Origin of the sequence: Mucilaginibacter inviolabilis (assembly GCF_011089895.1) — a bacterium.
Classification (GTDB): Bacteria; Bacteroidota; Bacteroidia; order Sphingobacteriales; family Sphingobacteriaceae; genus Mucilaginibacter; species Mucilaginibacter inviolabilis.
Genome location: NZ_JAANAT010000004.1, coordinates 149,545 through 169,436, shown reverse-complemented (window position 1 = coordinate 169,436; position 19,892 = coordinate 149,545). Strand labels below are relative to the sequence as shown.

Here is a 19,892-nt window from a genome sequence, read left to right as displayed (position 1 = left end):
TGATTATCAATTAATGAACAGAAACCTTAATACCTACGGTTACGGTTTTAAATGCAGGGAACGAGTTAAAATCCAAACCACCAGCTGTTGCACCATTGGCTGAATGCACGTTAACTTCCGGGTCGGTACCTTTATAACCGGTAATGGTTAACAGATTTTGTGCTTCTGCATAAATCCTTATCCCCTGGATAATCTTCATATTCTGAAATAATGAAGACGGGAAGTTATAAGCTAATGAAACAGATTTTAAACGCATGTACGAAGCATTTTCAACAAAGCGGGAGTTTACGTAACTACCATAAGTGCTCAGGTAATAACCTTCGCGCGGCACATCAGTATTTTCGTTTTTACCGGCCACAAACCTGTTCAGCGCAGCGGCTCCAGTGGTTGATTCCAGCACCATTTGGTTCATGTTATATAAGCTATAACCAAATGCTCCCTGGAAAAACACGTTAAGATCAAAACCTTTGTAATGAAAATCGTTACCGAAACCAGCCATATAATGCGGGTTTGTGTTGCCCAGATAAGTACGGTCGTCTGGGGTAATTTTTCCATCACCGTTCACATCCTTATATTTAGGGTCGCCAGGTTTTGAATTTGGCTGAGGCGCGTAATGTTCCCCGGTTTTTATTACTCCTTCATATACATAGCCATAAAGTTCGCCAAGCTCGATACCAGGTACAACCCGGCTAAATTCCTGTGCCGAAACCGTACCACTTGGATTGGCGGTATTGGAACTGATTACATTAATGCCAGGACCCAGGTTAAGCACCTTCTGTTTGTTATAGGCAAGGGTTACCATGGTATTCCATGAAAAATCCTTGCTTTGTATATTATTGCTATTTACAGAAAGTTCAATACCCCGATTTTGAATAGCACCTCCATTTCCCCATACAGTAGAGAAGCCCCATTCCTGACCGATCGGGATCTGAATTAACAAATTGGTGGTTTTTTTGCTGTAATAATCAATTGTTGCATTAATACGGCCATTGGCAAAACCCATATCCAAACCAGCATCAAGTTGTGCTGTGCTTTCCCATTTAAGGCTTGGATTTGCTAATGCTTTAGGCTCAACACCTGGTTGTAAATTCCCGCTTTGGTTAATTACTGTATTGTAAGAACCAAAAGTAGCATAGTACAAATAATCTGGTAAGCGGTCGTTACCTGTTAAACCATAACTAACCCTTAGTTTCAAATTGGAGAAAGTATTCAGATTTTTGATAAAATCCTCATCAGTAAATTTATAAGCTAAAGCTCCCGAAGGGAAATAACCAGACCTGTTATTCGGTCCAAACCTTGACGATCTGTCATCTCTGAAAGAGAATGTAGCTAATAATTTATCTTTATAAGCGTAGTTGATCCTGGTATAATAAGAGGTCCACATGGTTTCTGTTTTGCTGCTGCCGTAACCATTTGGCAATGAGCCGGCACCTAAATTGTAAAACAGAAAGGCATCGGTCGAAAAGCCTTTAGCACCGGCATTTAAACCATTGGTTACGTCCTTTTGATTGGAATTACCTAACAAAACGGTAAAATCGTGATCTTTATTAATGTTGAACTTATAGGTAAAGTAGTTCTCCACCAGCCATCTGAAGGTTGAGTTGTCTGATTCTGTAGCTACGCCACCCTGTTTTCCACCTGAAATAGTAGTTGAAGGATTATATTGACCCGCAACTGTTTGATTATATTCACTGCCTGCACCCAAGTGATAAGTTAAGCCTTTAATAATCTTATAATCCAACGCGATGTTGGCATTGATCAATTTATTGGTGCTGGTATTGGTTGGCAATAACAAATTGGCAAGGGCATTTGACTTAGCGCCTTGTGTTATATAATAGTTATAAGTACCATCGGGATTATAAACCGGTACGTTTGGTGGTGCAGTTAACAGACTAAACAATGGTGCGGTAATATCACCTGTATAGGTTTGCAATGTTGAGTTTGAACTGGCGCCATAAAAATTAGCACTCAGTTTCAAATTTTCGTTCATGTTTTTTTCGGTTCCTATACGGGCGGTATATCTTTCAAAACCGGTATTTTTTAATACACCTATTTGTTTAATATAATTACCTGATGCGTACACCCTTGAATCCTGATTACCAGAGCTGATACTTACACTGCGATTTTGTACCGTAGCGTTTTGCGTAGCCAATTTTAACCAATTAGTATTGGCTACCTGAAACCCTGATGGATAAGGTTGTGGTTTACCATCCTCAATAGCGGTAGCATTCTGGATATCGGTATATTGCTGACCAGTTAACAAAGTTGGATTGTAGGTTAAGCGTTGTGTACCACCTGATATATCGGCATCAAGAGATACTTTCCCAATTTTTCCTTTTTTAGTAGTTATCAAAACTACGCCATTACCTCCCCTTGCGCCATATATAGCTGTTGCAGATGCATCTTTCAATACCTGAATATCTTCAATGTCATTCGGGTTAACCTGGTTACCATTATCACTAATGAAACCATCAATTACATACAGTGGCGAAGTAGATGTGTTAATAGAATTGCCACCACGTACTGTAATACTGATGCCGGCCCCCGGGGCAAAGCTTGATTGCTGTACCTGTACGCCTGCTGCTTTACCCTGTATAGCCTGACCAATATTTGAGGTAGTACCACCAAGTATAAGGTTGTCACTTTTAATAGAGCTCACGGAACCAGTAAGGTCGCCCTTTTTTACGGAACCGTACCCTACTACCACTACTTCATTCAGCTTATTCAGGTCCTCCTCCAGAACAACAGATACTTCATTTGATGACCCTACTGTTACTTCCTTCGCTTTATAACCTATATAAGTTACTGTTAAAACTCCCGAATTACCTTTAAGAGTTAATTTGAATTTGCCGTTGATGTCGGTTACAGTAGAATTCTTAACTCCTTTTTCGGATACTGTAGCGCCAATTGCGGCTAAACCTTTGGTATCTTTTACGGTACCATTAATTACCGTTTGGGCACTGGCCCAGGTTGGTAATAATACAAACAGATAACAGCAGACTAATTTCCAGAAAGGACTGATGCCGGAGCGTCCTTTTGAAAAAATACCTTGCATGAAATCCGAGCTAAGTTGTGAGTAAATTTTAATCATACATTGTTGGTGTTAGTATTAATTAATCAAGAAATTTTTAGTTCGTTTTTTATGTTTTTTGGATATTGGAAATTAGAGATAAGGCCCAAACAAAGCAAAATTGAAGGCCTTCAAACACCACGCAAACGTTTGTTTTACAAAAGTTTAAACAACGCAAACGTTTGATAAACAACCAAAATTCATGGATATCCGAGAGAAAAACCTTATTAAGCAGCGGGCTTTATGGTTTTACAGATTGATAATTGGAGGCTAATTGTTCAAAAACTTCCTATTTCAGGCAAAACAGGAAAATTTTTGATTTTTGACCATGTAATAAACACATTTTTAAGACGGTAGCTTTAATTGTTATAACATATTTATACAAAAGAAAAAAAGGATTATCGGGGTTGAAGCGTTGCTGAAAAAATCACTTTCACATTAGCACCTTTGGTTCTGTGCTCAGGTTGCATACCTATAGAATGATGAATTCTTAATGGATGTTGTTAAAGCTATCACTCCGGGTAACTGTGACTGAATAACAGGGGAGTTTTAGATACCTTTTAATAACGGCTCTATATAACGATATACCTTCTCCATGCATTCTACCGGAGTTTCGGTGGCAGTATGAATAATCAATTCAGGGTTGGCAGGGATCTCAAATTCTGAACTGATGCCGGTAAAATGGGTTATTTGATTGGCCTGGGCCTTTTTATACAGGCCTTTAACATCGCGTGTCTGACAAACATCCAGCGGACATTCAATAAAAACCTCAGCATATGATTCGCCTATAATACCGGCAGCCAGGGCCCTGTGTTTTTGGAGCGGTGTAATGAAAGAGCAAATGGTAATGATATTGTTCAGCAGCATGAGCCGGGCAATTTCTGCGGCCCTACGGATATTCTCTTCCCGGTCATTTTCGGTAAAGGTCAGGTCTTTATTAATACCCGATCGTAATTCATCTCCATCCAAACAAATCACAAAAAGGCCATCATTCTCCAGCTTCTGCTTTAATAACAAAGAAATGGTTGTTTTACCTGCGCCGGATAATCCGTACAGCCAAACAACCATTCCTTTTTGATCTGATATTATACTCATTTGATGCCTTTTAGCAACTCAGATGTTAAACTGTTTACTCAGGCAATTTAAAACTATTATTGCTACGGTCAATATCAGGTAATTGCCTGTCCGGATCGGCTATAACCGAAGTTATTTTTGATGTAGTGTTGCATTTCAGTTTCCACTTTGCTCCTTTTTGCCAAACTTCAACCGGAAGATTGATCAGTTGCGTTTTACCGTTTTGCTCTGTTACTTTTAAGGTTATGGGCAGGGCCATCTCCCCTAAATTTTCAATGGTGATGATGGCACCTGCGGCAGGATCGTTTTTGTTATATTTTACATCGGTAATCGCCTGATCAAGTTTCCAGGTGGTATAAAACCATTCCTTCCAAAACCAGTTCAGGTCTTCGCCAGCGGCATCATTCATAGTGCGGAAAAAATCCTGCGGTAACGGATGTTTATAAGCCCAGCGTTTTATATACATATTGAAGGCATAATCAAACCTGTCGGCACCCAAAACCACATTGCGTAAAATATTCAGCGCCAGGGCTGTTTTGTAATAATATTGTCCGCCATCGTGCATTACTTCGGGCGCAGTCATCAGCGGGTCTTTCTCCCTCATCAAACTGCGGGTCATGCGAACGGCCATGCTGCTGGTATCGCCATACTCACCGTGATTGAACCAATTGGAGGCGTAACCGTTAATAAAAGTGTTCATCCCCTCATCCATCCACATAAAACGACGCTCGTTGCTGCCTACAATCATCGGGAACCAGTTATGCCCCATTTCATGCGTGATATCGTGCCAAAGATCGTCCTGTTTAATTTGGTAGCTGCAAAACACAATGCCTGGATATTCCATACCTAAGGCTACACCGGCCACCACAAATGCCGAATGCCATGGATACTCAAAGTAGTTTTTGGAATAAAATTCGATACTATTTTTTAAGTATTGTGCCGCGCGGCCATAACGGTCATAACCACGACTTTCAACCGGATAAACCGCGTTGGCCATTCCTTTTTTACCACCCGGCAGATTAACCCTTGCGGCATCCCATATAAAAGCCTTGGAAGCTGACCAGGAAACATCGCGCGTGTTGTGCATTTTATAATGCCAGGTAAGCGTACCTTCATGCTTTGGCCTAATGCCCGCAGTACCCACCTCGGCCTCGGTAATGATATGTACCGAACTATCACTCTTTGCAGCAGCAGCCAGGCGCCTATTTTGTTCGGCAGTTAATACCTGCTGCGGGTTTTGCAGATCGCCGGAACCGGCTACAATCATATCGGCAGGCGCGGTAATAAAATAATCGTAATTACCGTATTCGCAGTAAAACTCACCGGTGCCAATATATGGCAAAGTATCCCAGCCATTTACATCATCATACACACACATGCGCGGATACCATTGAGCCAATTGATAGATCACTCCTTGTTTTACGCCTAACCTACCCATACGGTCGGCGCCATAGTGAGGCACATAGAAGGAGTAGTTCACTTTTACATTGATCTGATCGCCATGGGGTTTTACCACAAACGGCAAGCGCAATTGCATGCGGGTATCAGTAATGGTAGGTTTGATCACATAGTTTTTGCCCATGTAGGTAACCGAAACCGCGCCAATGTCATATCCACCTTTGGTATAGCCTTTAGCGTCGAAGCGGTCACCGCTAACCGGGGTCGAAGCAGCGCCTCTTGAATCGGGTTTAAACAGATTCTGATCCAGCTGCAGCCAGAGGTAATTGAGTGTATCCTGACTGTTATTGGTATAGTTAATACTTACATTGCCTTTTATTAGAGTGTCTTTTTCTACCAGTTCGGCATTAATCACATAGTCGGCTCTGTTTTGCCAGTATTTAGGACCCGGTGCGCCATTGGCACTTCTGAACTCATTACCATTATAGGTAAAAAACGAATGGTCAAAAACCTGGAGTTCGTTATAAGCCGATTTAGTTTGGGCAATTGCCAAAAATGGCATCATGGCCGCACAAAAAAGCCACAAATTGATCTGTTTAAACTTCATATTGTATTGGATGTATTAGTTGGTTTGCTTTTAGCGAATTGAAAGATAGGACGCCAAAACAAGCTTTACACGATATTGTTTAACGCAAACGTTTGATGATTTAACCGTTTAAACAACCTTATTTTTAATATCGGCCAGTATCTGTAATTGCAATTCACGGCGGTCAAGATCTGATTGCCGGGCATTGTTCAGCACTTCTTTTTTTTGCACACTGTTCTCGACATTATATACTTCGATAGCTTCATGCGTTAGGAGTTCTTTATTGTTTAATGCGGTAAATATGGGATAATCCAATTTTGTTAAAACCTGATGACTCAACAGTTCAAATATTTCAATCTCCAGAGGTGTTAATTCCTTATGAAACTTGCCTTTGTTATTAGTCATAATAGGTTTTTCGAGGTTCTGCCACATCTCGCCAGCCGCTGCAGTAGCTTTTGACTCGTTGGAATTGTAAAAGCTCAGCATATTGTCGCTGTAATCTATCTCCAGGAAAGCACAAAGCTTGCGGATCAGCATTTCGGGCTGGGTAATCAGCGTTTCATAATTCAAGGCGAAGAAGCGGTTGTTGCTAATACGTTCAGCCAGATCGATGCAAGCCTGCTGGTCATGTGTCCATTGCTGGGCCAGGTGATAGATGTGTTTTTCGCCGACGATAGCTTTTTTAAACGATACAGCTACATCCCGGCCATCGCGATACAGGTAAATGTATTTCAGGCCGGGATTATGTTTTTCCAGTTCATCAGCATAATGCACATTGGCCATGCTCTTGCAGCACCAATACCGGGCGTTTTTTGATATAGCAGCCTGCTCATAAATAAGCCGGTTGATCTCAAAAATGCTGTGTATGGTTGAGTTTTCAAAGATCCAGTCTCTGTTTAAACTGATGCCTTCCCAAGGTACAGGATTGGCTTCTACATAGTCAACCACATCGTTAATGAGTATTTTATAGGCACTCTCATCCAGCGGACCGTAAAACTGTAATAAAGGTACAAACGTAACCAGTATATGTGGCGGATGCGGCGATGCGATAGCTTCCGACTGATCTAATATCACCCTTAGTAAATTGGAGCCAGAGCGTTGCGTGCCTATCATCTGGATGCCTTGAGGTTGGTAAAATTTACTCATATGCTATAAAATTTTGCTACTACTCCAAGTGCGATGGAGCCTATAATTAAATAAACCGGGTTTATTTTATACTTGAAACTCAGCAACAGGGACACCAATCCCACGGCTACAAAAAGTACAGATAAGTGCTGCTGAAAGAATATTTTAAATGCCGATGAAATGATCAGGCCGATAACCACTACTTTGATACCAGATACCATATCTTTTACCAGGCGATGGTCTTTATTTTTCTTAAATAGCTTGCTCAGCACAATCATTAATACTGCCGATGGACCGAACATAGCCACTGTTGCTAATATAGCCCCAGCAATACCCGCCAGTTTATAGCCGATAAAAGTAGAGCTTACCAGGATAGGCCCTGGCGTTGCCTGGCTAAAGGCTATGGTATCCACAAATTGCTGTGCGGTAACCCAGTGTAGGTCTTTCACAAATAAGGATTGCATAATGGGGATCATCACATAACCACCACCAAACAAAGAAAGACTTATCCCCGAAAAAACCACCCCTATTTTTAGCAGTATATTGTTTATATTTTTGTAGATACCACTGATAAATACGCCCTCGTTAATCAACAGCAAACCGATTAGTCCCGAAGCAAGATTGAGCTTAAAGCTACCTTTGAAAAAGGAAAGCAGGGCTATGTTCCTGTGTTTATTCCCACTCATAAAAAGCCCGGCCACAGCCCCGATTAAAATAAGCGCTATGGTAACCAGGTAGTTATTGAACCATGAAATAACCGCAATGGCAAACAGGCACAATATCGTTTTTGGATAGTTTTTAGCAATCTCCTTTTTAAACAGTTGCATGCCCGCCGAAAGGATAATGGCGCTTACCGCAGCGGCTACGTATTGCATTATCTGTGCCCATTCAATTTTGTATGAATAGCTAAAGTAGAGCCATGATAATAACAGTATTAGTGTACAAGCTGGTAATAGCACAGCCAGCATACTAATCACAGCGCCAGATTTACCTTTTAAATGATAGCCTATATAGGCTACAATATTTACCGCCAAAGGGCCAGGCAGCAAACTGGCTACGGTAACACTATCCAGGATGGTATCATTATCCAACACCTCATCCTGATCAACCATTACTTTTTGCACCAGGGCAACCAGGGCCATATAGCCGCCAAAGCTTACACAACCTATTTTCAGAAAGGTAAAAAACAGGTATTTTAAGCTGGCCTTAACCTTTTGCTCTTGTGCTATATTGATAACTGCCCCATCCATTAATATGCCGCCGATTTGAATTATACCGATGAAGTTAATGATTAACTCACGCTGCCTTAATAATAAACTTAACACAAACGTTTGTTATAATCCTAATTACTTTAAGATCAGTTAATTTTCGATACCGATATTTTGCGACCTGAGGGCGGTATTTCAACACCTATTTTACCTTACATAAAAAGCCCGAATTGAGTAGCGAAACCTTGTTGTACAGAAAAGGCTCGCCATGGGGCATGGTCATTTTTGCACCGCTAAAAGTGGCTATGGCCTGGCCTGCGGCGGTATCCCATTCCATTGTTGGGCCATGGCGGTAATAAATATGGGCCTTACCTTCGGCTATCAGGCAAAATTTAAGCGAACTGCCGGCCGAAATAGTTTCTTTTATAGGGTACTGGCTCAATACCGCGGTTTCTTCGGGCGAGGCATGGGAGCGGCTGCCGGCGGCTGTCCAACTGGTGCTGCTTGTATCGGCGTGCAGGCGGGTGGTTGTTCCATCGGGGCTCTCTTTCCAACTCCCGATATTTTGACCGCCGTAGTATAGTTCGCCGGTAACGGGTATGTAGATAATACCCAAAACCGGGGTATGTTGGTAGATAAGGGCGATATTCACTGTAAACTCGCCGTTATGCTTAATGAACTCCTTGGTGCCATCCAGCGGGTCAACACACCAGAAATATGGCCAGTTTTTGCGGGTTTCATAGGGGATATCCTTACCTTCTTCAGAAATGATGGGGATATGTGGTGTTAGTGCGGTCAGGGCCTTGAATATCACCTCGTGCGATAGCTTATCAGCGGCGGTAAGCGGCGATTGGTCGTCCTTGAGGGTAAGCCCAATATTTTCTGGCGACAAGTTATAAATGCTGAGTATGGCGGCCCCGGCTTCTTTGGCTATCTGGTTAATTTGAGTTAGATCGATGGGTTCCAGATCCTGGTAAGTAAAAATCATTTTGATGGATATATTGTTTTTATGATCGGGTAAATATTTTAACAAATTACGGTTCTAAAAACTTTTTAAACCTTGAATTTTAACATTTTTCTGAGCAAAAACGGGCTAAAAACGCTTGAAAATTGATTCAAAACCATCGATTTTAACACTTTTTAACAAATTTTAACGTGTTTTTTAAGCAGTTTTGAAAAGCTTAAAAAGTATTAATATCTTGATTGTCAAATAACTATATACCAAACGGTCGGTTTTTGTTCTCCTTTTCCCTTTAACAAAACAGCCCGGTTTCTCTGGTAAAGGAGAACCGGGCTGGTGTTTATTCAAATATACCGAAAATCGGGTGGATAAACAAGCCTTACCTAAAACGGCGAGGCTCTCAAGACTCTACACCCAAAACTTCCGACTCCGCCTCAATCTTCTTCACGTACAGCTCATCAACCAGTATCATCACAATAGCCAGCAACGGAACCGCCAGTATAATACCCAGTACGCCTGATAGTGTGCCCATCAATACCTGCGACAATATGGTGAGGGCAGGCGGCAGATCGATCATTTTTTTCTGGATCAGCGGGGTTACAATATTGCTCACAATGGTTTGCGAAACAACGTAAATCAGTGCTACAATAATGGCTGTATTGGTACCAATGGTGAGCGCCAGCAGCACACCGGGAATCATGGCTGCCAGTGAGCCAAAGTTCGGGATCAGTTTCAGCAGACCCGTTAACAGGGCCAGCACCAACGCTACCGGGATACTCATGATACTCAAGCCCACCCCTATCAAAATAAACACCAACACCATAGATAACATCATCCCCTTCAGCCAGCCCTTGAGCGCGGTGCTGATCCGGTCGATCACACAACGGCCCATTTCCTTACGATCTGCCGGGATCAGCTTAATGATGCCATCTTTATATAAAGTGGGATTGGCCGTAAAAAATATAGCCAGGAACATAATGATATAGATATTACCCAAAACGCCAAAACTGGTATTGAAGAATTGTTTGGCCGTGGCAAACAACTTGTCGGAATTATCGTCAGACAAATAAGATAACACCTTATCACCCAGGGGATATTCAGCCAGCTTTGCCTTAACGGTATTTATGGTTTGAGGTAGCGAATCGCTCAGTACGGTAATCTGTTTGGAGATCTTGGCGCCCATAAACCAAAACAAAACCGTGAGGATAATAAAAGTGCCTGCTACAGAAATACTCATAGAGACTCGCCTGCTCCATTTGGTTTTGCGCTGTATTATATCGCCCAGGCCATGAAAATAAACCGATACCAGCACACCGGCCAGCACCATGAGCAATACATTAAAAGCTACACGCGCTATCAGTATCACTACCACCAACAGGGCCACAATAGCTACCGTGTGCCACACTTTCTGAATATAGGTTAGTTCTTTTTCTACGGTTTCTTTTGCAGGTTGTTGGTGATGTTGGGCCATAGTTTCTTAAAGGTTAATTCACACTTACATTACAATAATTAAACATAAAAGTTTTGCGGGTTATGTTTAGTGTCGGCTTAGCTTACAGCGAAATCTATTTAGTTTTTTTGGCTAAAGCCATTTTTAACCCATCTATCCGTCCCATAAATGGGACGGCAATGAATTTTAATTTCCCTTTTACCTATTTTTTTACAGTCGGTTAATTCTTTTATTATTCATTGATCCTCTGGCTTCAGCCAACGGTTAAATCGGCAATAATTTTAATCTTCCTTATACCCATTCTTTACCGTCGGTTAATTCTTTTATTATTCACTGCCATTTGGCTTCAGCCAATGATTAAATCGGCAATGAATTTTAATCTTTTTTTTACCCATTCTTTTACAGTCGGTTAATTCTTTTATTATTCATTGCCATTTGGCTTCAGCCAACGGTTAAATCGGCAATGAATTTTAATCTTTCTTATACCCATTCTTTTACAGTCGGTTAATTCTTTTATTATTCATTGCCGTTTGGCTTCAGCCAACGGTTAAATCAAGGCGCTTAAAAAGGCTTTAGCCAAATTTTCTGCAATTCAACACCGAAGGATGATTCTCCCGTGGGCCGCTATGTTTTTAGTTATATTTGTCTGCTTCATTTGAATAGCTGCAATGAATTATACTGAACCACAACTCAGAACCATTAATGTGATACGCTACGTTACCCCGCTGCGCGAGGGCGGCTCGCTGCCGGCCATTGCCGAGGGTGACGACGAATTTTTATACGTACTTAAATTCCGGGGCGCAGGCCAGGGTGTAAAAGCCCTCATAGCCGAGCTTATAGGCGGCGAGATTGCCCGTTTGCTGGGCCTGCGTGTACCCGAGCTGGTATTCGCCAACCTCGACCCGGCTTTTGGCCGCTCAGAAGCTGATGAAGAAATACAGGACCTGCTTAAGTTTAGCGTGGGCCTTAACCTGGCGCTGCATTACCTGCAGGGCGCTATTACCTTCGACCCGGTGGTGACCACGCTTGACGCCAAAACGGCCTCGCAAATTGTATGGCTGGATTGCCTGCTTACCAACGTTGACCGTACCCCGCGTAATACCAATATGCTGATGTGGCATAAGGAGCTTTGGCTGATAGATCATGGCGCCTCGCTTTATTTTCATCACTCCTGGTATAACTGGGACGAGCAGGCTATACGCCCTTTTATGCCCGTAAAGGATCATGTACTGTTGCCCCAGGCTTCGATGCTGGATGAGGTTGATGCCGAGTTTTGTTCGATTTTGACCGATGAGCGTATCCTGGCTATTGTTAATCTGATACCTGACGAATGGCTGACCGACGATTCGGAAAACGGTACGCCTGCCGAGCGCCGCGATGTTTATTACCGTTTTTTAACCACACGCATAGCCGCGTCTGAAAATTTTGTAAAAGAAGCACAACATGCAAGAGCCATACTTATTTGAGTACGCCGTAGTACGCGTTGTGCCCAGGGTAGAGCGTGAGGAGTTTATCAATGTGGGCGTGATTATCTACTGTCCCAAACAGCAATTCCTGAAAGTTAGGTTTGTGTGGAACGAAGCCCGTATAAGTGCACTAGCCCCGAGCCTGGATCTGGATTGCCTGAAAGATAATATCAACTCGTTTGAGCGGATATGCCATGGCGATAAACATGCCGGCCCTATTGCCAAACTGGATATCGCTTCTCGTTTCCGCTGGCTTACAGCCACCCGCAGCACGGTGGTACAATCGTCAAAAGTACATCCCGGCTTGTTGCTGGATGCTGAGGCCACATTGAATAAATTATTTGAGCAGTTAGTGGCGTAAACTCACGCTGCTATCGCAATGACATATTGGGAAAGCGTCAATGATAAATTATCCTAAGCCAATTAAAGTCCCTCAAGTTGGTAAAATCAAAAAAGCTGATTAATATTGACGCCTAATCCATAACACCCATGAGCACCCCTGAAAAACAACATTGGGAAAATGTATACGGCACTAAGGCCGAAGATGATGTAAGCTGGTTCCAAACTTATCCCAAAACTTCGATGGATTTTGTGGCATCCCTACCGGTAGATCTGTCGGCCAATATCATTGATATCGGTGGTGGCGATAGCCGGTTAGTGGATGCTTTGCTGGATAAAGGTTATCAAAATATATGGGTACTGGATATTTCTGCGGCATCTATCGAAAAGGCGCAAAAAAGATTAGGTGCCGATGCCTCCAAAGTACATTGGATAGTATCAGACGTTACCGAATTTGTTCCGCCTGTAAAATACCATGTGTGGCATGACCGTGCTGCTTTTCATTTTTTAACCACCGAAGAAAAAATAGCCAGCTATGTATCTATAGCAGAAAATGCCATTCATCCGGGCGGATATCTGGTACTGAGTACATTTTCAGAAAACGGTCCTACCAAATGCAGCGGCCTGGAGATCAGGCAATACTCTGAAGCCTCGATGGTTGCCAGGTTTGCCGCTTCTTTTGAAAAGTTGCGATGCATCACCGAAGATCACCAAACCCCGTTTGGTACCACGCAAAACTTTACTTTTTGCAGTTTCAGAAGGATTTAAATCCGCGTAGCAATCTCAGGGTCCCTTTCAGGAGACCTTGAGCGGACGAAAAAGCAAGTAATATCGAATAATGAATTTTGAATGTCCAACATCGAATTTTCACATTCATCATTCGGTATTGGACATTCAAAATTCGGTGTTCCTCCTTACGTTTTCAACGTCTTTTGCTTATTAAGCAGCATCTTGAGCGCTTTATCGGCCCGAACCTTACGCGTATCTTCCTGCTTGGCCGATCCTACCCAATCACAATACCCTTGCTTGTATGATTTAGAAAGGCTTTCAAAAAATTCATTGGCTTCCGCGTTTTGGTCAAGTAAGACCTGCAGCTCGGCAGGTGTGCCTTCAATATGTTCGCCTTTTTTGAGCATGATGGTTTGTTTTGAGCTAATATAATAAATTTCACAGTCTCAGCGGTAATAGAGTTCCCTCCCAACGGGAGGGGTGCGACTGGCATGAGCGCAAAGGCAGGGAGGGGTTTATACACTCTGCATAAATTGCAAATTTCAGAAACCCCTTCCTCCCCTTCCCGAGGGAAGGAATCGCACACCCCTCACTTTTGAAAATCTTTTAACTCCACGCGTCATAACTTCGTGTCTCGCAATGACGCGTGGAGAGAACGAATTAAAAAAGCCTATTACATCTTTGCCGTGACAGCCTTCTTTTCTTTTACCTCTACCCAGGGATAACTGAAGGTATAATCACCGGAGCCAACGCTGATGGTAGTACCGTCATCATCGGTATGTGCTGTATCCGGGGCGATGGGCTTACCGTCGAGTTTTACCTCTTCGGCGCGGGCCTTCGGCAGGATTATATCGGCCGTAGTGTTAGCTGGTATGGTTACATGGATCTGCATGGCACCATTATTTACCTCCCATCCCGATAATACCTGGCCGTACATGCTCTGGAAGGTAGCTTTAACAAAACTGAATTTTTGATGAGGTTCGGGTTTAATAATGATATGCTTATAACCGGCCTTACCCAATTGTAAACCGGCCATTTGCTGATACATCCAATCGCCAACAGCACCGTAAGAGTAATGATTAAAGGAGTTCATGCTTTTATCCTGAAAAGTACTGTCGGTTTTAATGCCGTCCCAGCGTTCCCAAATGGTGGTGGCGCCCATTTTTACCGGGTATAGCCAGGAGGGATATGTTTTTTGCAACAGCAGATCATAAGCCACATTACTATAACCATTTTGCGACAGCACCTGGCATAAATAAGGCGTACCCAAAAAGCCGGTAGAAAGGTGATTATTGCGGCTGCGCACATCTTCAACCAGGTAAGCCGCGGCTTTGGCTTTCAGGCTGTCTGGTATTAAACCAAATTTTAGCCCCAGCACATAACCGGTTTGCGAATCGGCAAAAATGCGCCCTGTTGGGGTCATATAATTGCGTATAAATGCCTTTTTAACCTGCTCATATATTCCCTTGTAGTATGTTTCATCCGCTGTATTACCTAGCACCCCGGCAGACTCGCTCAGCAATTTGGCTGAATAAGCATAAAAAGCAGTAGCGATCAAATCGGGATTGGTATAGCCATTAGGTTCCGAAAAATCATAGATACCTGGGCGATAAAATAACCAGTCGCCAAAAACACTCCCGTTATGCCATATATATTTATCCCCGGAGGTCTTGATGATATAATCTACATAGCCTTTCATACTGGCATATTGATTTTGCAGGATGCGTTTATCGGCATAAACCTGGTACATCGTCCAGGGTACAATAACCGACACATCGCCCCAACCAGCCGAGGTGGCGTGATTAGTATCAAAAACATTAGGCACAACAAAAGGCACGCGCCCATCAGCTGATTGATCGGCAGCCACATCTTTTGTCCATTTGGCAAAAAAGGTAGCCACCTGCATATTAAAGGCCGCCGTACGCGAAAACACCTGGGCGTCGCCTGTCCAACCCAGGCGCTCATCACGCTGCGGGCAATCAGTAGGAATATCCAGGAAATTACCTTTTTGCCCCCACTGGATATTATGCTGTAACTTGTTGATCATGGTATCGGAACAGGTAAACTGCCCGGTGACCGGCATATCTGAATGTACCACTACCGCTGTAAAATTCTCAGGCTTTAGCTCGCCCGGAAAACCTTCTACCGCAATATAACGGAAACCCATAAACGTAAAATGCGGCTCAAATAATTCTACTCCGTTCCCCTTAAGGGTGTAATTGATAGTTGCCGTTGCCGAGCGCAGGTTGGCGGTATAAAATTCACCAAATTTATCCAGCACTTCGGCATGGCGGATCTTTACCGTTTGGCCGGCACTGCCGCTCACTTTTAAGCGAACCCAGCCTGTAAGATTTTGACCAAAATCAACAATCTGTGTGCCTTTGGGGCTTTTAAATATGGCAATGGGCTTAATCTCCTGTATTTTGTGCACGGGCACGCTTTGTACACCTACCAGTATTTTATTATTAAAGGATGCCACATCTACCGGCTCCCAGGCAGCATCATTAAAACCTTTGCTGGCCCAGCCGGATATTTCCTTTCGGGCATCATAGTTTTCACCATCATAAATACCATCTAGCCGTATGGGGCCATCATTTGTACCCTTCCATGAACTGTCGGTATTGATGTTTTGTACTGTACCATCGGCATAAGTGATCTGTAACTGGCAGAGCAGGGCCAGTTTTTTACCCCAAAATCCCCATTGATTAGTATAGCCCGTTGTTCCGCGGAACCATCCATCGCCCACCATGGCGCCTATTACATTATTGCCTTGCTGCAACATGGCGGTAATATCATAAACCTGGTATTGCAGGCGTTTTTTATACGATGTCCAGCCGGGGGTGAGCACCTGATCGCCTACTTTTTTGCCGTTCAGATATAGTTCATATAGGCCATGCGCGGTGGCATATGCCCTGGCCGATATAATCTTTTTAGATATGCCAAACTCTTTGCGGAGCATCACTGCAGGTATTTTACGTTGGGCGGAGTCTTGTTTTGGCTGTACCCAACTAGCCGTCCAGTCGGCGGGTGACAACATACCTGTTTCAAAATAAGCCGGTTTACTCCAACCAGATGCATGGCTGTGATTATCCCAGATCCTTACCTGCCAGTAATAGCGGGTAGCCGATTTTAAGGGAGTACCTGTATAAGTAACCAGGATAGAGGAATCTGTGCTTACTTTCCCTGTGCTCCAAACGGTTTTGGATGAAGAAAAAGATGCATCTGTTGCCACCCTGATATTATACGCCTGTTGCATAGTATTACGCTGAGTGGAACTGATCTTCCAGCTAAGGCGCGGGTTTACGATATCGATACCTACCGGGTTGTTGAGGTATTCGCAGGTTAAACCATCGGCTACCGGGCTTTGCGCCATGCACATTACCGGGAAAAAGAGTAAGAGATAAAAGAGTATAGGTTTCATGATTGTAATTGGTAAATCAATTATATCAATTGCGCCTTAAAGCGGCAACCCCGTCCATCCTCTACTACACGGGGTGACTTTTATTTTGTCGTGATACTGTCAGTAAGCAGCTCATCTGTTACCCCATTTCACATTTCTTTCATTTAATAAAAACCTGTTGACATAGGGCTGTCACCAGTAGGTTGTTACTTTGAATCATCAAACCACAACAATAAAACAATAAAGCTATGTCAACCATCAATATGCTCTTAAAAGAAATGGATCAGGAAGCGCAAACCACCCGCAAAATGTTGGAACGCATACCTAACGATAAATTTCAATGGCAACCACACGAAAAAAGCATGAACATTCAGCGTTTGGCCAATCATATTGCCGAGCTACCAGCCTGGGTTACTATAACCCTAACTACCGACGAGCTTGATTTCGCGGCGAAACCTTACAAGCCCATACCTAACAATAATACCCGTGATTTACTGGACTATTTTGAGGAGTCGCTAAAAAGTGGTAAAACTCACCTGGTTCATGCCAAAGAAGCGGACCTGAACAAAAAATGGACTTTACGCAATGGCGACCAGATCATTAATGTAAGAACCAAAGCCGATGTAATCAGGATGACCTATTCGCAAATTGTTCATCACCGGGCTCAATTAGGCGTTTACCTGCGCATGCTTAATATACCTTTACCAGGCAGCTACGGCCCAAGTGCAGACGAGGGTGCCTTTTAAAAACAAATACCTATGAAAAACAAAAAAGCCATTGTTTAATAACAATGGCTTTTTGCATGAGGTATAATTAATACTAATGCCTGTGTTTTGATAAATTGCTTACGTTAATCTCTTCCAGGAAACCATCTTCGTTGATGGCATAGCGGGCATACTCGGTATTGGTATCAATCTTATACACAGGTTTTGATCTTTTCCTGAACTTTTTTCGCACAACCAATAACGGAAGAATGATTACGGCAAGCAGGGCGGTAACTTCTAATAAAATAATATACATGACTTTCTCTTAAAAAAATTTGCTTGATGACATTGGTTATCAACAACAAACAAAGCAATAGTTTTATCCTGTTTCCTGGTTTGGCCGCCGTCTGATAATCATACAGCTAATTATGTGCCATAATTTCCACTTACACAAAATATTGCACTTTTATTATGATCTGGGTTATAAATATAGTTGGTAAAAGCTTGTTATTAACTACAGGGGCGCTGGTTAATAACTCATTAATGATTAAGGTGCATTAACGATAAAATAGACTTACAGCTGCATAAATCAGCCATATTCAACAGAAGATTACCGTGCTGCTACCACAGTACATAGTTACTTACTTTTATTTTATTTAGCAACAAAAAATTTCAAAATGATAATAGTGTATCATTTTGACATTCAAGCCTATAAATTATAAAAGCGTGTGGCATTTTCGCCCCAGAATAATTCCTGCTCTGTTGCTGAGAGCTCTGCGCAATAATTATTTATCACCTGCATAGTACCTTCATAACCGCCAGCCAGCAGGCACACGGGCCAGTCGGATCCAAACATAACCCGGTTGATACCAAAAGCGTTAAACACGATATCCAGGTAAGGTATAAAATCTTCGGGTTTCCATGATTTCCAGTCGGCTTCGGTCAACATGCCCGATACTTTGCAATGTACATTGGGATACTTGGCTAAAGCGAGGATATCTTTTTGCCAGTCATTGATATTTTTGTCTTTAATAAGCGGTTTGGCCAAATGATCAAGCACAAATTTTTGATCGGGGAAAGCTCCGGCCAGTAATGCGGCATACGGCAGGTGTTCGGGATATATCAGTATATCATAAGTATAGCCATACTTTTGCAGGCTGGCAATTCCTTTCTGGAATCGGGGTTGCAGCATGTACTGCTTATCGGGTTCTGATTGTAGAATATGCCGAAAGCCTTTTAGTTGGTCAAACTGTTTAAAATATTCCAGCCGCTCGTCCAGATTATCGGCTTTCAGATCAACCCAGCCTACCACACCTTTTACAAATGGATTTGCAGCCGCCATTTCCAACAGAAATTCAGTTTCCTGTTCGGATTGATCGGCCTGAACGGCTACACAACCATCGATGCCGTTTTGTTGTAGTACGGGCAGCAGGTCGGCTGGTAAAAAATCACGTTTGATCACCAGCATTTCATCGTTGATCCAGCTATCACGAACCGGGTCAAATATCCAGAAATGCTGGTGTGCATCAATTTTAGGCATAAGCTACCACGTTTTGTTTTGATTCGCCCAGGCCATCGATACCCAGTTCAACCACGTCGCCGGGTTTTAAATAAAATGGCGGCTTCATACCCAGACCAACACCGGCAGGTGTACCTGTTGATATGATATCGCCCGGCAGCAGCGTCATGAACTGGCTGGTATAGGAAATTAAATGGGGCAGGTTAAAAATAAAGTTTGAGGTAGTGCCATCCTGCAATATTTTACCATTCACTTTTAACCATAAACGCAGGTTGTGCGGATCGGCAATTTCATCAGGCGTAGCCAAAAACGGCCCAAGCGGTGCAAAAGTATCACAACCTTTTCCCTTATCCCAGGTACCATTACGTTCCAGTTGAAACTCACGCTCAGATACATCATTGTGAAGCACATAACCAGCCACATAATTCATCGCATCAGCCTCATCAACATACGATGCTTTTTTGCCGATCACAACGGCCAACTCCACTTCCCAATCGGTTTTTACCGAATTTTTAGGGATCACGATGTTATCATTAGGGCCCACAATAGCGGTGGTAGCCTTCATGAATATTACAGGCTCCGGTGGAAGGGGCGCGTTGGTCTCTTTAGCATGATCGGCATAATTTAAGCCGATACATACAATTTTTGAGGGACGTACTATCGGACTGCCCAAACGTACGCTATCCGCAACTTCTGGCAATTGTTTATCTTTTATAAAAGCCGCCAGGCGGGCCACACCGTCAGTTTCAAAAAACTGTTCGGTGTAATCTTCGCCAAAGGCAGATATATCATATTTTTTATCGTTAAGGATCACTCCTGGCTTTTCTTGCCCAATTGCTCCAAATCGTATCAGCTTCATATTG

16 protein-coding genes are annotated in these 19,892 nt (G+C 42.9%); 4 read left to right on the top strand and 12 right to left on the bottom strand.

The features are described from left to right. Positions 1 to 10: 10 nt before the first annotated feature. The 7 genes from G7092_RS24200 to G7092_RS24170 form a co-directional block, all read right to left on the bottom strand. Positions 11 to 3,091, bottom strand: a complete 3,081-nt coding sequence (locus tag G7092_RS24200) for a SusC/RagA family TonB-linked outer membrane protein (RefSeq protein ID WP_166093521.1) — start codon at positions 3,089 to 3,091, stop codon at positions 11 to 13. A 528-nt stretch (positions 3,092 to 3,619) separates the two neighbouring features. Further along, on the bottom strand, positions 3,620 to 4,165 hold the full coding sequence (gene cysC / locus G7092_RS24195) for an adenylyl-sulfate kinase (RefSeq protein ID WP_166093518.1): 546 nt from the start codon (positions 4,163 to 4,165) through the stop codon (positions 3,620 to 3,622). 34 nt (positions 4,166 to 4,199) lie between these two features. Further along, positions 4,200 to 6,149: a M1 family metallopeptidase gene (locus tag G7092_RS24190; protein ID WP_166093515.1), complete on the bottom strand. Its 1,950-nt coding sequence runs from the start codon at positions 6,147 to 6,149 to the stop codon at positions 4,200 to 4,202. A 108-nt stretch (positions 6,150 to 6,257) separates the two neighbouring features. Then, positions 6,258 to 7,274: a sulfotransferase family protein gene (locus G7092_RS24185; protein WP_166093513.1), complete on the bottom strand. Its 1,017-nt coding sequence runs from the start codon at positions 7,272 to 7,274 to the stop codon at positions 6,258 to 6,260. Further along, the gene (gene chrA, locus G7092_RS24180; RefSeq protein WP_166093511.1) at positions 7,271 to 8,578 is read right to left on the bottom strand and encodes a chromate efflux transporter; all 1,308 of its coding nucleotides are present in this window, start codon (positions 8,576 to 8,578) and stop codon (positions 7,271 to 7,273) included. The genes G7092_RS24185 and chrA overlap by 4 nt, the downstream gene beginning before the upstream one ends. A gap of 85 nt (positions 8,579 to 8,663) precedes the next feature. Next, a complete protein-coding gene (gene cysQ, locus G7092_RS24175; RefSeq protein ID WP_202985404.1) occupies positions 8,664 to 9,449 on the bottom strand; it encodes a 3'(2'),5'-bisphosphate nucleotidase CysQ in 786 nt (261 codons plus the stop codon). A 373-nt stretch (positions 9,450 to 9,822) separates the two neighbouring features. Next, positions 9,823 to 10,893 carry an AI-2E family transporter gene (locus G7092_RS24170; RefSeq protein WP_166093509.1) on the bottom strand — a complete coding sequence of 357 codons (1,071 nt, stop codon included), beginning with the start codon at positions 10,891 to 10,893 and terminating at the stop codon, positions 9,823 to 9,825. 647 nt (positions 10,894 to 11,540) lie between these two features. Between G7092_RS24170 and G7092_RS24165 the strand changes: the two genes are divergently transcribed. The 3 genes from G7092_RS24165 to G7092_RS24155 all read left to right on the top strand — a co-directional run bounded on the left by G7092_RS24165 (position 11,541) and on the right by G7092_RS24155 (position 13,445). After that, positions 11,541 to 12,338: a HipA family kinase gene (locus tag G7092_RS24165; protein WP_166093507.1), complete on the top strand. Its 798-nt coding sequence runs from the start codon at positions 11,541 to 11,543 to the stop codon at positions 12,336 to 12,338. Further along, positions 12,316 to 12,699 carry a DUF3037 domain-containing protein gene (locus G7092_RS24160; RefSeq protein WP_166093505.1) on the top strand — a complete coding sequence of 128 codons (384 nt, stop codon included), beginning with the start codon at positions 12,316 to 12,318 and terminating at the stop codon, positions 12,697 to 12,699. Before G7092_RS24165 ends, G7092_RS24160 begins: the two co-directional genes overlap by 23 nt. 128 nt (positions 12,700 to 12,827) lie before the next feature. Further along, positions 12,828 to 13,445, top strand: coding sequence for a class I SAM-dependent methyltransferase (locus G7092_RS24155; protein WP_166093503.1), 618 nt, complete (start codon positions 12,828 to 12,830; stop codon positions 13,443 to 13,445). 146 nt (positions 13,446 to 13,591) lie between these two features. On the opposite strand, the gene G7092_RS24150 is transcribed toward G7092_RS24155, so the two are convergent. Both G7092_RS24150 and G7092_RS24145 read right to left on the bottom strand, forming a co-directional pair. Next, entirely contained in the window at positions 13,592 to 13,813 is a 222-nt protein-coding gene (locus G7092_RS24150; protein ID WP_166093500.1) for a YdeI/OmpD-associated family protein, read from the bottom strand. Positions 13,814 to 14,079: 266 nt separating this feature from the next. Then, entirely contained in the window at positions 14,080 to 16,827 is a 2,748-nt protein-coding gene (locus tag G7092_RS24145) for an alpha-L-rhamnosidase (RefSeq protein WP_166093498.1), read from the bottom strand. Positions 16,828 to 17,054: 227 nt separating this feature from the next. Here G7092_RS24145 and G7092_RS24140 point away from each other — a divergent pair, with 227 nt between their 5' ends. Continuing rightward, complete coding sequence (locus tag G7092_RS24140; protein WP_166093495.1) at positions 17,055 to 17,552, top strand: DinB family protein; 498 nt, start codon at positions 17,055 to 17,057, stop codon at positions 17,550 to 17,552. A 73-nt stretch (positions 17,553 to 17,625) separates the two neighbouring features. On the opposite strand, the gene G7092_RS24135 is transcribed toward G7092_RS24140, so the two are convergent. From G7092_RS24135 to G7092_RS24125, 3 genes are all read right to left on the bottom strand, one after another. Beyond that, positions 17,626 to 17,826 carry a hypothetical protein gene (locus tag G7092_RS24135; protein WP_076373622.1) on the bottom strand — a complete coding sequence of 67 codons (201 nt, stop codon included), beginning with the start codon at positions 17,824 to 17,826 and terminating at the stop codon, positions 17,626 to 17,628. 393 nt (positions 17,827 to 18,219) lie between these two features. Then, positions 18,220 to 19,050 (bottom strand): amidohydrolase family protein, encoded by an 831-nt coding sequence (locus G7092_RS24130; RefSeq protein ID WP_166093493.1) that lies wholly within the window; start codon positions 19,048 to 19,050, stop codon positions 18,220 to 18,222. After that, on the bottom strand, positions 19,043 to 19,888 hold the full coding sequence (locus tag G7092_RS24125; RefSeq protein ID WP_166093491.1) for a fumarylacetoacetate hydrolase family protein: 846 nt from the start codon (positions 19,886 to 19,888) through the stop codon (positions 19,043 to 19,045). The genes G7092_RS24130 and G7092_RS24125 overlap by 8 nt, the downstream gene beginning before the upstream one ends. Between the last annotated feature and the right edge of the window lie 4 nt (positions 19,889 to 19,892).

Bases quoted from the DNA above. Each gene is read 5' to 3' on its own strand.
- G7092_RS24200 (WP_166093521.1), bottom strand. From the start codon at position 3,091: ATGATTAAAATTTACTCACAACTTAGCTCGGATTTCATGCAAGGTATT.
- cysC (WP_166093518.1), bottom strand. From the start codon at position 4,165: ATGAGTATAATATCAGATCAAAAAGGAATGGTTGTTTGGCTGTACGGA.
- G7092_RS24190 (WP_166093515.1), bottom strand. From the start codon at position 6,149: ATGAAGTTTAAACAGATCAATTTGTGGCTTTTTTGTGCGGCCATGATG.
- G7092_RS24185 (WP_166093513.1), bottom strand. From the start codon at position 7,274: ATGAGTAAATTTTACCAACCTCAAGGCATCCAGATGATAGGCACGCAA.
- cysQ (WP_202985404.1), bottom strand. From the start codon at position 9,449: ATGATTTTTACTTACCAGGATCTGGAACCCATCGATCTAACTCAAATT.
- G7092_RS24170 (WP_166093509.1), bottom strand. From the start codon at position 10,893: ATGGCCCAACATCACCAACAACCTGCAAAAGAAACCGTAGAAAAAGAA.
- G7092_RS24165 (WP_166093507.1), top strand. From the start codon at position 11,541: ATGAATTATACTGAACCACAACTCAGAACCATTAATGTGATACGCTAC.
- G7092_RS24160 (WP_166093505.1), top strand. From the start codon at position 12,316: ATGCAAGAGCCATACTTATTTGAGTACGCCGTAGTACGCGTTGTGCCC.
- G7092_RS24155 (WP_166093503.1), top strand. From the start codon at position 12,828: ATGAGCACCCCTGAAAAACAACATTGGGAAAATGTATACGGCACTAAG.
- G7092_RS24150 (WP_166093500.1), bottom strand. From the start codon at position 13,813: ATGCTCAAAAAAGGCGAACATATTGAAGGCACACCTGCCGAGCTGCAG.
- G7092_RS24145 (WP_166093498.1), bottom strand. From the start codon at position 16,827: ATGAAACCTATACTCTTTTATCTCTTACTCTTTTTCCCGGTAATGTGC.
- G7092_RS24140 (WP_166093495.1), top strand. From the start codon at position 17,055: ATGTCAACCATCAATATGCTCTTAAAAGAAATGGATCAGGAAGCGCAA.
- G7092_RS24135 (WP_076373622.1), bottom strand. From the start codon at position 17,826: ATGTATATTATTTTATTAGAAGTTACCGCCCTGCTTGCCGTAATCATT.
- G7092_RS24130 (WP_166093493.1), bottom strand. From the start codon at position 19,050: ATGCCTAAAATTGATGCACACCAGCATTTCTGGATATTTGACCCGGTT.
- G7092_RS24125 (WP_166093491.1), bottom strand. From the start codon at position 19,888: ATGAAGCTGATACGATTTGGAGCAATTGGGCAAGAAAAGCCAGGAGTG.